The 14503-nt window shown below is 68.0% G+C and carries 14 protein-coding genes; 8 read left to right on the forward strand and 6 right to left on the reverse strand.

Annotation, left to right across the window (positions count from 1 at the left end; all coding sequences use genetic code 11):
• The first annotated feature begins 624 nt into the window (after positions 1-624).
• From cas3 to cas6e, 7 genes are read left to right on the forward strand one after another with little or no spacing between them, the layout of a single operon-like run.
• Positions 625-3063, forward strand: coding sequence for a CRISPR-associated helicase Cas3' (cas3, locus tag C1I95_RS12105; RefSeq protein ID WP_158566380.1), 2439 nt, complete (start codon positions 625-627; stop codon positions 3061-3063).
• The gene (locus C1I95_RS12110) at positions 3056-3451 is read left to right on the forward strand and encodes a hypothetical protein (protein ID WP_111213903.1); all 396 of its coding nucleotides are present in this window, start codon (positions 3056-3058) and stop codon (positions 3449-3451) included. Before cas3 ends, C1I95_RS12110 begins: the two co-directional genes overlap by 8 nt.
• A gap of 4 nt (positions 3452-3455) precedes the next feature.
• Positions 3456-5057: a type I-E CRISPR-associated protein Cse1/CasA gene (casA, locus tag C1I95_RS12115; RefSeq protein ID WP_199523716.1), complete on the forward strand. Its 1602-nt coding sequence runs from the start codon at positions 3456-3458 to the stop codon at positions 5055-5057.
• Between the two features lie 12 nt (positions 5058-5069).
• Positions 5070-5669, forward strand: coding sequence for a type I-E CRISPR-associated protein Cse2/CasB (casB, locus tag C1I95_RS12120; protein ID WP_111213905.1), 600 nt, complete (start codon positions 5070-5072; stop codon positions 5667-5669).
• A 12-nt stretch (positions 5670-5681) separates the two neighbouring features.
• Positions 5682-6842 carry a type I-E CRISPR-associated protein Cas7/Cse4/CasC gene (gene cas7e, locus C1I95_RS12125; RefSeq protein ID WP_111213906.1) on the forward strand — a complete coding sequence of 387 codons (1161 nt, stop codon included), beginning with the start codon at positions 5682-5684 and terminating at the stop codon, positions 6840-6842.
• 11 nt (positions 6843-6853) lie between these two features.
• Positions 6854-7606, forward strand: coding sequence for a type I-E CRISPR-associated protein Cas5/CasD (cas5e, locus tag C1I95_RS12130; protein WP_267900695.1), 753 nt, complete (start codon positions 6854-6856; stop codon positions 7604-7606).
• Positions 7588-8292 (forward strand): type I-E CRISPR-associated protein Cas6/Cse3/CasE, encoded by a 705-nt coding sequence (gene cas6e / locus C1I95_RS12135; protein WP_111213908.1) that lies wholly within the window; start codon positions 7588-7590, stop codon positions 8290-8292. The genes cas5e and cas6e overlap by 19 nt, the downstream gene beginning before the upstream one ends.
• 556 nt (positions 8293-8848) lie before the next feature.
• Here cas6e and C1I95_RS12145 read toward each other — a convergent pair.
• Positions 8849-9589, reverse strand: coding sequence for a hypothetical protein (locus C1I95_RS12145; protein ID WP_111213910.1), 741 nt, complete (start codon positions 9587-9589; stop codon positions 8849-8851).
• Complete coding sequence (locus C1I95_RS12150) at positions 9582-10040, reverse strand: RNA polymerase sigma factor (protein WP_233513623.1); 459 nt, start codon at positions 10038-10040, stop codon at positions 9582-9584. The genes C1I95_RS12145 and C1I95_RS12150 overlap by 8 nt, the downstream gene beginning before the upstream one ends.
• A 198-nt stretch (positions 10041-10238) precedes the next feature.
• Here C1I95_RS12150 and C1I95_RS12155 point away from each other — a divergent pair, with 198 nt between their 5' ends.
• On the forward strand, positions 10239-11492 hold the full coding sequence (locus C1I95_RS12155; RefSeq protein WP_111213916.1) for a YncE family protein: 1254 nt from the start codon (positions 10239-10241) through the stop codon (positions 11490-11492).
• A gap of 162 nt (positions 11493-11654) precedes the next feature.
• On the opposite strand, the gene C1I95_RS12160 is transcribed toward C1I95_RS12155, so the two are convergent.
• Genes C1I95_RS12160 through C1I95_RS12175 form a run of 4 tightly spaced genes read right to left on the reverse strand, consistent with a single transcriptional unit; the run spans position 11655 to position 13955 of the window.
• Positions 11655-12419, reverse strand: coding sequence for an ABC transporter permease (locus C1I95_RS12160; protein WP_111213912.1), 765 nt, complete (start codon positions 12417-12419; stop codon positions 11655-11657).
• On the reverse strand, positions 12416-13228 hold the full coding sequence (locus C1I95_RS12165; RefSeq protein WP_111213913.1) for an ABC transporter ATP-binding protein: 813 nt from the start codon (positions 13226-13228) through the stop codon (positions 12416-12418). Before C1I95_RS12165 ends, C1I95_RS12160 begins: the two co-directional genes overlap by 4 nt.
• A complete protein-coding gene (locus C1I95_RS12170) occupies positions 13225-13605 on the reverse strand; it encodes a DUF1048 domain-containing protein (RefSeq protein ID WP_111213917.1) in 381 nt (126 codons plus the stop codon). The genes C1I95_RS12165 and C1I95_RS12170 overlap by 4 nt, the downstream gene beginning before the upstream one ends.
• Before the next feature lie 2 nt (positions 13606-13607).
• The gene (locus C1I95_RS12175) at positions 13608-13955 is read right to left on the reverse strand and encodes a PadR family transcriptional regulator (RefSeq protein WP_111213914.1); all 348 of its coding nucleotides are present in this window, start codon (positions 13953-13955) and stop codon (positions 13608-13610) included.
• Between the last annotated feature and the right edge of the window lie 548 nt (positions 13956-14503).

Below are 14503 nucleotides of genomic sequence, written 5' to 3' on the forward strand. Positions count from 1 at the left end.
ACGCCGACTGTGACAGGCCGGAGGTCGGCGGTGTCCGGGATCGCCCCGGGTATGCGAGGAGTAAACGGCGAAGCAGGGTAGGGCGACTTTCCTGGGTGCCGCGAACCGCTCGCACTTGGTCAGGCGGGCCTCGCAGTCCATTTGCTACAGTCGCTCGCGCATCTGCAGGAAACCGACTGAGGCGTTACCGCCTCGACTAGCTAGTTCAAGAGGAGGAACAGTGACGGTCCGCCCCAGCGTCCAGCTCTCGGTGACTCTCCCGCAGGTGGAGGTGATTTGCCTGGTGGTCTTGATCTTCTACATCATCGTGCGAATGTGATCTCTCGGTGGTGAGTGGGCCGAGGGAGGCTTCCCTCGGCCCCACCCCCGCAGGGCGCGGGGAAATGATCTCCACGGCGTGCCCGCGTCGGCGAGCTATGGATCACCCCCGGCCTAGCGGGGACTATGCAACAGTATGTCACCTTCCTGACAGGTGCCCTTGATGATGCATGTCAGAGCGGTCGTCCTCGGCTGCCGTGCGCGACAATCACTGCCCGGCAGCCGCAGCTCGCCGGCTGGCAGGCAGTTTTGGCAGCGGAAGCGGGGCGGGTAAGCGTGCCTTCGGTCCCTCCGGTCTCTGAGCAGGTGGACGTAAGGATCTTCTGGGGCAAGGCCGGCGCCGCCAAGCAGGGCGAAGAAACCGTCCCGCATCCCCTGATCTGCCACACGATCGACACTGCGGTCGTTGCCGAGTTGCTCTACGACCGGCTGCTCAGTGCTGCTTGCCGCGCGGAACTCAGCGCCGCCTTCGCACCGCTTGGCGGTCAACCCGCTGTGTGGGTTGGACTGCTGTGTGGGCTGCACGATCTCGGCAAGCTCTCACCGGCTTTCCAGGCACTGCGGGTCGACGTCGCGGCCAAGCTTCTGCCGCCCGAGGCGGCTGCTCAGACCAGCCGACTGATTCGCATCAGAGCGGGGGGCGGTCGTACCGACACGTTCCACGGCATCCTGACTTGCTATCACGTCCGGCAGATTCTTCTCGATTGGGGAGCAGGGCCCGACACGGCCAGGACTGTGGCGCAGGCCGTCGGCGCGCATCACGGCAGCTTCTTCTCAGACCAAGTGCTGCTCAACGCCGAGTCCGCCGTGCAGGATCACGGCGGCCAGCGGTGGGCACGATGGGCCGAGGAACTGTTCTGCCGCACGGCGGATCTGTTGGGGCTGCCTGATCCGCGTACCGTCTCCTGGTCCGAGGTGAGGTTGGGGACCGGCGGCGCGGTCGCGCTCGCCGGGTTGACCACGGTGAGCGACTGGATCGCCTCCGGGTCGGTCCGCAAGGCTACCCATGCTGGCAGCGATATCGATCTGGTGACCTACCTTCAACTCGCTCGGGACCGTGCGGTCGAGCACGTCGTCGATCGACTCGGGTGGTCCGGGTGGGGGCCGGCCGGTGACCTCAGCTTCGCCAAGCTTTTCGGGCAGCAGCCCCGTCCTCTGCAACGGGCTTGCGAGCAGACGTTCGACTCCAAGCACCGTCCGGGCATCCTGATCGTCGAGGCGCCGACGGGGGAGGGTAAGACGAAGATTGCCCTACAGGCGACCGTCGGTCTGATCGATCGGCTCCGGCTCGCCGGGTTCTTCGTCGCCATGCCCACTCGGGCGACGAGCAACCAGATGTTCGACGAGGTCGACGAACTGGTGACGGGCTTCGGCGCGGGACTCTCGGTCAAGCTTCTGCACGGCACGGCCGCCGAGCACCTGGCCGACCGGCGCGCCCGGATGGCTCGGTCCGAGCCGATCAGCCCGGAGAACGTCGGCACCGACGATCCCGCCGGCAATCAGGACGCTGCCGTACGGGAGTGGTTTACCAAGCTCAAGGCGCTGCTTGCTCCGCTGGCCGTGGGGACCGTCGACCGCGTGCTGCAAGGCGGCATCCGGTCCCCGTGGGCCCCGGTGCCACTGGTGGGGCTCTCCAACCGGGTGATCGTTCTTGACGAGGTGCACAGCTACCAGGTGTACATGTCGACGATCCTGGACCGGATCCTGTGGTGGCTGGGTTGGCTCGGCGTGCCGGTGATCCTGCTGTCGGCGACTCTGCCCCGGATTCGCCGAGAGGAACTGTTTCGCCACTGGTACGCCGGTGCCAAACGATCGCATCCCGACCAGGTCAAGCTGTGCCTGCCCGCGCTGACCTACCCGCACGCGGTCTGGCTGGACGATCAGGGCGTGCCCGACGTCGTGCAGGCGGAAGCGTCGAGTATCAATTCGGATCGGCGTGTCGAGCTGCTGCAGCTCGCCGATGCGGACCTAACCGGGTGGGTGCTGCGGCAGGCGCGGGGCGGTCACGGTGTGGCGGTCGTGCACAACCTCGTCCGGCGGGTCGACCACACGGTGGAGCTGCTCGAAGAAGCAATAGGGGAGCTGCCCGAGCCGGAGCGTCCGCGGGTTGTATCTCTGACCGGGCAACTGGCGGCTGCGGCGCGAGCAAAGGTCGAGCAGGAGTTGCGCGACCTCTTCGGCCTGAACGGCAGCAGGGCTCCGCAGGCCGGGTACATCGTCGTCGGCACCCAGGTGTTGGAGCAGAGCCTCGACTTGGACTTCGACGCGATGGCCAGCGACCTGGCACCGGTCGACAGCCTGGTCCAGCGGGCCGGGCGGCTGCATCGCTTCCGTCGGACCGATCTGGGCGCGCCACCGACCCTCGCTCTGGTGGGTGTGACCGAGAAGAAGGCGGGTCCCGTATGGCCGCCGCATACGACGCGCACTTACCAGGACGCCGTGTTGCTGCGTACCTGGGCTCTGCTGTGGAACCGGCGGGATCTGAGGACGCCGGACGAGGTGCCGGAACTGGTGGACGCCGTCTACTCGGAACCAGACCGGATCACATTCCCAGTCGAGTGGGAGACGCGGTGGCAGCACGCGCAGGAAAAGCTCGACAAGGCGCAGAGAGCCGACCAGGACATGGCGAGCGCACTCTTCCTGCCTCCGCCGATCAAGCCGGATGCGCTGCTGGAACTCACCCGGCATCCGCGCTACACCGGTCAGACCCGTAAGCCGGACGGACGGAGCCGCCGCTATGAGTGATTACGGCGAGAGTCGGGCGTTCAGCGACTGGGTCGACGTGGTCGTGCTGTGCGACGAGAACGGTCGGACGGTGCCGGTGACGGGCACGCTTTCCGTTGACCTCGCCGACGAGGAGATCCCACAGCACGAGCTGCTGTCCGAGTTGTTGGACTCCACGGTCCGCCTCACCACTGCTGAGGGAGTTCTGTCGGTGGTGCTCGATACGCTGCGCGCGATTCCGGTCCCGGCTGCCTTCGCCGCATCGCCCTGGCTCAACGACTCCCGCCCGATCGTGGTGCGGGACGGCGTCGGTTGTGTTGGCGGTTTGTCGGTGCGCTACTCCGAGACCGTTGGCCTGCGGATCACCGGCCCGGATGCGGACCTTGACTACGACGATCAGAACGGATGAACCAGTGCGATTCAACCTGACCGAGCAGCCATGGCTGCCGGTCGTGCGAATGGACGGCACCCGTGACGAGGTCGACCTTGTCACGCTGCTGAGCGAATCGCACCGCATCCGCCGCATCCTCGGGCAGAGCCCACCGATGACCGCCGCCCTGCACCGGCTTGTCCTGGCGCTGATGCACCGGGTCTACGGCCCGGCTGACGAGAAGGAATGGGCTGAGTTGTGGCGGGCGGAGAGCCTGCCTGACCCCACCACTCCCCGGCCGGGCGAGCCGCTACCACGCCTGCAAGCCGACCGCTTCGAGTTGTTCGATGCTGAGCGGCCGTTCCTCCAGTGCCCGGCGGTGTCCGGTGTTCCGGCCTCCAGCGCGGCGAAGCTGGTGCCGCACAGGGCGGTCGGCAACAACACCACACTTTTCGATCACACGACCGTCCAGGACGAGGTACGCCTCTCGCCCGCCGAGGCGGCCCGGTGGCTGGTGACCCTTCAGGCGTACGACCCAGGCGGAATGAAGACCCCGTACGCCAGGGACAAGTCTTCCCAGGCCGCACCAGCCAACAGCATGGGAATGGTGCTGGTGGAGGGCAGGACGCTCAAGGAGACGCTTCTGCTCAATCTCATGCCATATCAACCAGGTGAGAGCCCTCGAAAGACTGATGTGGACGACCGCCCTGCGTGGGAGGCCCCGCCGCCCCGTCCGGAGCCGGAGCAGCGGCCCCCGAAGGGGTGGACCGATCTGCTCACCTGGCCTTCCCGCCGGGTGTGGCTGGTGCCCCGGCAGGTCGACGGTGAGACGTACGTCGACCGCGTGGTGATCACCCCTGGCACCCGATTGTCTGGTGAGCTGGAGGACAACGAGTGGATGGCGGCCCATCGCCGGCCGAAGATCAGGGAGGCACGCAGCACCAGGAGCGGAACGACCAAACCCAAGTACGGCCCGTGGTATGCCGTCCGCCTCCAGGAGCACCGGGGGGTGTGGCGGTTCAGCCAGGAGCTTCTCCTCGCTCCGGTCGGGTCCGAGGAACGGCGCTGGCAGCGACCGCTGACCCTCGACCACGTCGCCCGGATGGTCATGGACCGGGTGATTCCCCGGAACGCGGTCTACACCCTGCGGGTCTTCGGGCAGCAGCTCGATAGCAAGGGCTCGGTCGTGCAGCAGGCCATGGAGGAGACGGTCGCAGCGCCGGTGGCCCTGCTCCGTGCCGACCATCCCGTAGCCGGCCCGGTCATCGGACACAGCATCGAGCTGGCCAACCTCGTCGGCAGCGCTCTCAACCAGATGGATCGAGAGCACCGCGCGCAGTTCAAGGCGGCGGCGTCCGTTGGTCTCGACCTCGCGTACTGGCCGCTGCTCTCCGGACCCTTCGATACCTTCCTGCAAGCCCTTGCCCGAGCACTGGAAGCAGGAATCAACCCGAGGCCCGCCACTGACGGCTGGGAGCGGGCGATATGGCGGATCGCCACCGAGGCCGCTGAGCGTTGGTCGGAGCGCTCACTTCGGCAGGGACGCAACCTTGAGGTCGCCGGTAAGTGCTACGAGCAGTTCCTCGAACAGCTCAGACACGAGATCCACACCTACCACGGCTACCTCGTTCGCTACTTCGAGTAGGAGACGCCACTCATGAACACCCCACTCACCGTGGACCAGCGGCGAGAAGCCTTCGTGCGAGGCCTCTACGCGCTGCACTACGCCGCCGACTCGGGCAGCCCGCGCAGGTCCGCCGACGCCCGTCGCACGCTGGCCCGGCTGCGGCGATCCTTCACCGGCGGGCGTCAGGAGGCCGAGGCGTACGACATCGTCTTCCCATATGAGCCTCCCGAGCGGGAGCAGCAGCACTGGCTGCTCGTGGCCGGACTCTTCGCCCTGCACCCGCATGGCAAGACGACCCGAGGGCGTTCCCTCGGTAACGCAATGCGTGACCTGGTTGAAAAGCGTCCGTCCGCAGCGCGGCGCTTTACCCAACTGCTCTCGGTCGACCTTCCCGCGCTGCCGCACTACCTCCGGCAGGCCATCCAGCTGCTGCGCGCTGAAGACGTCGCCCTCGACTACCACCGCCTACTCACCGACATCGTCGACATGCAGGAGTCAGCGGAACAGGCGCACCGGGTCCGGCTGCGCTGGGCCAGGGACTATCACCGGCCGAAGTGGACTACCAAGGCTCTTCCCACCGTCGAGTCAGAGCCGGCCAAAGGCGTTGCCGCCGAGCCGGTCAATGCCTAACCAGGAGAACCCGTGATCATTGAGTTGCATCTGCTCCAGTCATTCCCGGTGAGCAACCTGAACCGGGACGACATCGGGCAGCCGAAGACCGCCACCTTCGGCGGCCAGCTACGCGGCCGTATCTCCAGCCAGTCCCTCAAACGAGCCGCGCGTCTGCTCTTCAATAGCTACGGCCTAGGGGCCGACGAGACCGGGGTGCGAACCAAGCGCCTGGTTGAAAGAGCCGCTGGGCTACTCAGGGACGAGTGCAACCGGGACCACGAGGAGGCCGTCGGCGTCGTGTCGTCGGGCCTGCTCGCCCTGGGCTTCGGGCTCGACAAGCGGCGCAAGACGCTGACCGAGTACCTCCTCTTCGTTGGCAACGAGGCGGGGAAACTCCTCGCCGACTACTGCGAGCGTGACTGGGATCGGCTGGCTTCCGACGCGGCGGACCGGGCCAAGGCGGCCGAGAAAAAGAAGGCGGACGCCACCGAGGAGAAGAAGAGCAAGGTCAAGCCGGACAAGCAGACCTTGGAGGAAGCGGCCCGGATCCTCGATGCCAGCCGCGTCGTCGATGTCGCGCTCTTCGGGCGCATGATCGCCGACAACAAGGACTTCAGCGTCAACGCGGCGTCCCAGGTCGCTCACGCGATCTCGACCCACGCCGTGGTCAACGAGTACGACTACTACACCGCCGTCGACGACCTCCAGCCGGAGGACGAGTCCGGTGCCGACATGATCGGCACGGTCGATTTCAACTCCGCCTGCTACTACCGGTACGCCAACCTGCACCTCGATCAGCTCACCGAGAACCTGCGCGGCGACACCGAACTGGTGGCGCGGGCGACTCGGGCATGGCTGGAGGCGTTCATCGACGCCGTACCGAGCGGCAAGCAGAACTCGACGGCGGCGTTGACCCCGCCCGAAACGCTTCTGGTGGTTGCGCGCGACAGGGGTGCCTGGAACCTGGCGAACGCGTTCCTCAAGCCGGTGACCGGCAACGATCTGATGGTGACCTCGACCCAACAGCTCTTCGGCCACTTCAACCGGCTGCGTCGGTTCTACGGCGAGGACGACCTGCGGGCGGTGGTAGCCGCCTCGATCAGCGCAGATGTGGCCGGTCTCGCCGAGAAGGAGGTCGCACCCAGCCGGCACGAATTGGTGTCCCGGGTGCTGGCCGCGACGAAGGTCTGACGGCAGTGTCGGTGTACTCGCTCGCGCTCTGCCTCGACGCGCCGATGCAGTCCTGGGGTACCCGCTCGCGTGGCAGCATCCGCGACACCGCCCGGGAGCCGACCAAGTCCGGAGTCGTCGGCCTGCTCGCCGCCGCCCTCGGAATTCCCCGTGACAGAACGTCGTCCCTGGTCAAGTTGAGTCAGCTGCGAATGGGGATCCGGGTGGACCGGGAAGGGATCCTCGAACGGGACTACCAGGTCACCCAGAACGTGCCGACAACGACCGGCGGCGGCCATCGCACCGCGCTCAGTCATCGTTACTACCTGGCTGATGCGCTCTTTCTCGTCGTACTCGAAAGCGAGGATGCCGATCGGCTCGCCAAGATCCAGCATGCGCTGCGGGCACCGGTCTGGCCGCTGTTCCTGGGCCGACGCGCTTTTCCGCCAGCCCGTCCACTGGTTGCCAGCGGCCATTACGACGAGGCCCGCACGGGCCTGGGGCTGACGGATCAGCCGCTGGAGGCGGTCCTCGCCACCCATCCGTGGCTGGAAGACCGACCTGAAGTCTGCACGGCCGAGCGGAGGCGCGCCGACCGGGACCCACTGCGAACGGTGATCGACTGCGACCCGGCAGACCCGGCCGCCGAGCTGCGGATGGACGTCCCCCTGTCATTCAAGTCTGACGACCGTCGGTACGCCGCCCGCACGGTCCGTTTCGGATCCGTACCGCTGACCGACGAACTGATCACCACGAAGGACACCCCGTGTACCTCAGCAAGTTGACGGTCAACGTGTACTCGCGGGACTTCCGCCGAGACCACGCCGATCTCCGACAGATGCACCGGACCGTCATGTCCGGATGGCCGGATCTGTCGAACGACATCCCCGCACGACAGTCCCAGGCCGTACTCTGGCGGCTCGACAGCGTCCACCGCGGCTTCGTTCAGTACGTGCAGAGCGACTCCAAGCCCGACTGGAGCCGCTTGGCCGGCGACTACCTCACCGAGCCGGCCCAGGTGCGCAGCCTGCAACCGCTTCTCGACGCCATCACCGCTGGGCGGCGCTTCGCGTTCCGCTTAGTAGGAAACCCGACCCGTAGCGTCGTCCGTACCGCAGACCGGAAACAGCCAGCTCCAGAGGGTGCCAAGCGCCGACGCGGCATGCGGATCGCCCGGCACAAGCCCGAGGAACAGATCGAGTGGCTGATCCGGAAAGGGGGCCAGCATGGCTTTGTGGTGCCGACCGCGTACAACGGCCAGCCGGACGTGTCACCGTCACCGTGCCTCACCCAGGCCGGACAACCCCGCTCCGGCGATCGAGGTCCGATCACCATTCAGCCGGTACGGTTCGAGGGGCACCTGATAGTCACGGATGCGGACGCCTTCCGCGCAGCCGTGCGGCAGGGCATCGGCCACGGAAAGGCGTACGGCTGCGGGCTGATCAGCCTCGCCCCGGCCCGTACGGCCTGAGGCTACCCGGGGATGCGTATGACTCCGCCGGCAGCGACCCGGTCAACTATGCGCCGCCGGCGGCACAGTTGATCTCCGGAAGCCCAGGTCAGAAAGCCTGCTCCCCGCGCACGCGGGGGTGATTCCGGCTTCACCGACACCACCGTCTACCCCACCATTTGCTCCCCGCACACGCGGGGGTGATCCCCCGCCGGGCGTCCGGACCGCGCAGTACTGGCACTGCTCCCCGCGCACGCGGGGATGATCCCAACCTGTACCGGCGGCACTGGCTTCCGGCCGTCTGCTCCCCGCGCATGCGGGGATGATCCGATGGGCGCCAGGGCCGTCGCCACGACCTGCACCTGCTCCCTGCGCACACGGGGGCGATCCCCGGGGCTACGGGCGGCCCAGGTGGCCTCGCGCTGCTTCGCGTACGCGGAGGTGACCCCTCGCTCTTGGCGGTGAGCAGGACGGCGGCGGCCTGCTCACCGCGTATGCGGTGTGATCCCGGCGGGGACCAATGGCGTGCTTCCGCATAGGTGAATGCTGATCGCTCGGGGCGCTCGGCGGCCGCTCGCTACTCCAGGGAGGACGCGATCTCGACTGCTTCGGCCATGGTCAGTTGGCCTTCGAGGCGGTAGGTCACCCCGTTCTCCTGCCAGATCAGGGTCGCGGCGGCGAGGCGGGCGCTCTCCTCGCGGACCGTGCCGGAACGGTCCACGTACGACACCGGGTGTGGGCCGCCTACCCACACCGCCTGCTGGCCGTCGACCAGGGTCCACTCTGCGCCCGACCCGCCGGCCTGCTTGAAGAAGACCCCGTCGATCCGACCGTCGTACGCGTCGAGGCGTAGCTCGCCCCCGTTATAGAGCAGGGTGGCCACCCGGTGGCTGCCGGTGCCGTCCGGGTCGGCCACCAGCACCCGCTCGGGCGGGCCCAGTTTTGTCGGCATCCGGATCGGGAACCGCACCACGCGCTGCGCCTCGTCCAGCTCGGCTGGGCGCTGCGCGGGCAGCGGCGACGGCGTACCGGTCGGCGGAGGGGCGGACGACGTGCTGATGGTGATCCCGGCGAAGCGCAGCAGCCCGGTTACCGCGTCGGCGAGCGCCGCCCGCCCGGGTGGCAGCAGGGCGATCAGCAGCGCGGCCAGTGCCGTGGCGACCGCGTACCGCCATCGGCGCCGCCACCAGCGCGGGCGTGCCGGAGCGGTGCCGGGCTCGGCGGCGAGCCGGGCGCGGACCTGGGCCGTCACGTCGGGTGGTTCGGGTGTCTCCAGCCAGGTGGACAGTTCGCGCAGCTCCCGCTCCAGGTCATCCATGACGGCTGACCACCTCGGCGTCGAGCAGGCCGCGCAGTTTCACCAGGGCCCGGGAGGTCCGTGACTTGACCGTGCCCCGGGGCCAGCCCAGCATCGTCACGGTCTCGTCCTCGCTCAGGTCGAGGAAGTACCGGCAGACGATCACCTCGCGGTCCTTGGCCGGGAGCGATCGCAGCGCCCGTACCAGCGCGGCCCGGCGCTCCCCGGCGAGGACCCCGCCGACCGCGTCGTCCTCGGCGATGTCCGCGCCGGGGTCCACCCTTGCCGCCCGCAGCACCAGTCCCTGGCGGCGGTCCCGCGACCGGTGCAGGTTGCGGGTTTCGTTGGCCACGATCGCCAGGAGCCACGAGCGGAAGGATGAGTCTCCGCGGTAGCGGGAGAGCTTCCGGTACGCCTTCACGAACGCCTCCTGGATGACGTCCTCCGCATCCGAACCCGCGCCGAGCAGCACCGCCGTCCGGTACGCGGACGCGGTGTGTCGGGCGACCAGGAGCGCGTACGCCTCCTGGTCACCGGCCTGCGCGCGGGTGACGAACTCCTCGTCGTCCAGTGGTACCTCCGGTGGGGATCACTGTCATGACACCACCCGCGCGGCTGGGGTTCCATACCGGCGGAACCTCGATTCGACGAGCGGTGTCACCCGGTCATGATGCCGAAGGCCACCGTTTCCCGCCGTACCCTGCTGACCGCGCTGGCCGGTGCGGGCGCCGTCGCGCTTGTGGGCTGCGACGCCGTCCGCGGCACGGCCGCCACCAACGTCCAGCTGCCGGACCCGCTGCTGGTCGATCTCGACGGCGGGCTCGGCGTGCTGCGCGGCGCCGACCGGCAGATCATCCCGCACGCGGTCGCCAGCAGCGACGGGCGGCTGGTCTACGCGAGCGCGCCCGACGGTGCCGACACCGCCTTCTGGCGGATCGACGCCGCCACCGGCAGCATCTCCGACCAGGTCAAGCTGCCCGGCCGCTGGCTGCCGCAGACCGTCTCCACCAACGGTACGACCGTGGCGCTGACCACCGAGGAGGTCAGTGCCACCAAGGAACGCCCCGCTGGGCGGGACGTCACCCCGGTGCTGATCGCCGACGCCGGTGGCGTCCGGCAGCAGCTGCGGCTGCCGGGCAACTTCGTCCCGGAGGCGTTCACCAACGACCTCGCCGGGCTCTTCGTCCTCGAATGGTTGCCGCCGAACGCGCCGGACCGCTACCGGGTCCGCGTCGTCGACCTTGCCACCGGCAAGCCCGAACCGCTGGTCACCCGCGACAAGGCGGTGATCCCGACGGGGGCGGAGGAGGAGATGCGCGGCGACGGACGCCAGGCGGTGCTGGCGCCGAACCGTACCGTGCTCTACACGCTCTACACCCACCAGCCGGACCACCAGCACACCCGGGACCGGATCAGCGGGCGGCCGGGCAGCGACGTGCACGCCTTCGTGCACACCCTGCACCTGGACCAGCGTTGGGCGTACTGCGTCGACCTGCCGCACCCGTTCGGGGAGGGCCCGGCCGACGGTCACGCGATGGCGATCACCCCGGACGGCAGCCGGCTGTTCGTCGTCGACGTCACCTCCGGCACCGTCGCGGAGATCTCCACCGAGGAGCTGACCGTACGCGGCACCGCCAAGCTCGCCGCCGCCACCGGACCCGCGTACGCGGCGGCCGACCGCGACCGGTTGTTCGTCGGCGCCGGCTCGCAGGTGCGGACCGTGGCGCTCGACGGCCTCGCCGCCGGTGCCGAGTGGCCGGTCCGCGACCCAGTCGCCGGTCTCGTGCTCAGCCCCGACGGCAGCCGCCTCTACGTCGGCCAGCACGCCGCGGTGAGCTGGCAGGACGCCGCCACCGGCAGCGAGCTGGGCCGCGCCGCCGTGCCCGGCCTGGTGGGGCTGCACGGCCCGGCCCTGCCGGCCTGACAGCGAGGGCGGTCGCCGCTCGACGTGGGCCAGCGGCCCGAGCCGCCTCGTAGTTCAGAGCGGGAGGATTCCGCTCAGCCTGGTGCCGCGCGCAGGGTGGCAGACCTGCGCAGGGGACAGCGCCGCATCCATGCGGATGCGGCGCTGTCTTCTTGCGATCGGCTAGCTGATCTTCTTGCGGTAGATCGCTGTCGCGGCGGCGTAGGCGGCCACGAGGATGCCGGCGCACCAGGCGAGGGCGATCCAGATGTCGTTGCCGACGGGTTGCTGCGCGAACAGCGCGCGGAGAGTGTTCACGATGGACGTTACCGGCTGGTTCTCGGCGAACCACGCGACCGGGCCCGGCATCGAGTCGGTCGGGACGAACGCCGAGCTGATGAAGGGCAGAAAGATCAGCGGATAGCTGAAGGCGCTCGCGCCGTCGACGGTTTTGGCGGACAGGCCCGCTATCACGGCGATCCAGGTGAGGGCGAGGGTGAACAGGATCAGGATGCCGGCGACGGCGAGCCAGTCGGCTACGGATGCGCCGGTGCGGAACCCCATGATCAGCGCGACGCCTGTGACGATCACGATCGAGGCCAGGTTGGCGACGAGCGAGGTCAGGACATGCGCCCAGAGCACGGAGGGTCGTGGGATCGGCATCGACTGGAAGCGCTCGAAGATGCCGCCCCGCATGTCGAGGAACAGGCGGTACGCCGTGTAGGCGATGCCGGATGCGATCGTGATGAGCAGGATGCCCGGGAGCATGTAGTTGATGTACGACTCGTCGGATCCGGTGTTGATGGCTCCGCCTAGCACGTACACGAAGAGCAGCATCAGCGCGACCGGGGTGACCGCTGTGGTGATGATGGTGTCCGGGCTGCGGAGGATGTGACGCAGGGAGCGGCCGGTGAGGGTTCCGGTGTCGCTGAGGACGTGGGCGGTCATCGGGATTCCTCTCCTGCGGACATGGCTGCCTCGTCGGCGGTGTCACTGGTGTCCCCAACGAGGGCGAGGAAGACCTCCTCGAGGGTCGGCTGCTTCTCGACGTACTCGACCTTGGCGGACGGGAGGAGCTGCTTCAGCTCGGCGAGGGTGCCGTTCTGGATGATCGTGCCTTTGTGCAGGACCGCGATCCGATCGGCGAGCTGCTCGGCCTCGTCGAGGTACTGGGTGGTCAGCAGGATGGTCGTGCCATCCTTGGCGAGCTGCTTCACCGTCTGCCAGACCTCGGTGCGGGCCTGCGGGTCGAGGCCGGTGGTCGGCTCGTCGAGGAATACGACCGGCGGGTTGCCGACAAGGCTCATCGCGATGTCCAGCCGCCGGCGCATGCCGCCCGAGTACGTCGCCGCCCGGCGGTTCCCGGCATCAGTGAGCGAGAAACGGGCGAGCATGTCGTCGGCGATCGCATCCGGGTTTTTCAGATGGCGGAGCTTCGCGACCAGGACCAGATTCTCCCTGCCGGTGAGCACTTCGTCGACTGCGGCGAACTGGCCGGTCAGGCTGATCGACTTGCGTACGTCGCCCGGGGCCGAGGAGACGTCGAAGCCGTGGACGGTCGCGGTGCCGGTGTTCGCCTTCAGCAACGTCGACAGGATCCGCACCAGCGTGGTCTTTCCGGCGCCGTTCGAGCCGAGCAGGGCGAAGATGCTCCCGGCTGCCACGTCGAAGTCGACGCCCCGCAGCACGTGCAGGTCCTTGTAGGACTTCGTGATGGCCCGCACCCTGATCGCGGGTTCGCGCGTCTTGGTGGTCATGCGCTCTTCTCCTCGCCGTTGTCGCTGGCGGCGGCGGCGATCGCCTTCCGGAGGCGCTCGCGTTCCTTGTCTATCCACTGCTTGCCGGAGTACGCCTGCGCGAACGTCTCGGCGAACTCGACGGGGTCGTCGCCGACGATTGCGCGGACCGGCGTTCCGTCGGCGACCGCACGCTCCCAGAGGTCGACGAAGTCGCCGAGCATCGTGACGAGCGTGTCGCCGTCGAGGATCCCTCCGTGGTACATGAAGTACCGCTGAAGAGCCTTGGCCGCGCTGCGATAGGGCTCCGGCAGGGCCTCGATTCGGGCCATGTGCTGCTTGTACTGCCTCTTCTGCTCAAGGGACCCGACGAGCGTCTCGATCCACTTCGCGGCCATGCTCATGCTCCTTCGTCGTGTTGGTTGTCGTTGTGGTGGAGTTGCTCGATGCGCTCCGCGAGGACGCTCCACGTCCTCCAGAACTCGGCGAGTTGGTCTCGCCCCTTCGCGTTGAGCGAGTACACCTTCCGTGGGGGCCCTTTTTCGGAGGGAACCTTCTCCACGTCCACGAACCCGCGCTGCTCGACGCGGACGAGCAGCGCGTAGATGGTGCCTTCCGCGATGTCCGAGAATCCGCGGTCGCGCAGCCACGCGGTGATCTCGTAGCCGTATGCGGATCTGCGGGCCAGAATCGCCAGGACGATGCCCTCGAGAGTGCCCTTCAGCATCTCTGTCATCTGGTTGCCCATGCCATCATCCCCTCGCTACCCAGCGACGCTGACTACCGGTACACGGTAACGCTAGGTACCGGTAGATAGCAACGCTGAATACCGAGGGATTTCAGAGCGGGCCACCCGGCGCCGGAGTCCACATCATGCTGATCGGGTTGCGCTACGACGGATGGGTGGACGAGGTGATCAACAGTGCCGTTCGATCACCGTCTGCGTTACAGCAGGTCAAGAACGTGGCGGGCCGGAGGTGCCACCATGCGAACCACCTGGCGACCGTCGCCGGCGCGCCGTTGCCGTTGCGTTCGGGGCGCCCACCCGGCCGTCGCAACACCCGGCCCGCCTCGCGCCACGACGTCCATACCGCGGCCACGACCAAGCCGACGGAGCCAGCCACGAAGAAACGAAGTCTACGGATCCCGACCACGCCGGACAGGTTAAAGATCAAGGTGTGCCACGAACGCAAGGAGGAGCTTGATGTAGGTAGAGCGACTTTATGCGGTGCTGTGCAGGAGATGAAGGTTGGCCCTTCGGAGTCGCCCTGCGGGGGGAGACTCCAAACCGCCACA

It is taken from the genome of Micromonospora craterilacus, from assembly GCF_003236315.1.
Classification (GTDB): Bacteria; Actinomycetota; Actinomycetes; order Mycobacteriales; family Micromonosporaceae; genus Micromonospora; species Micromonospora craterilacus.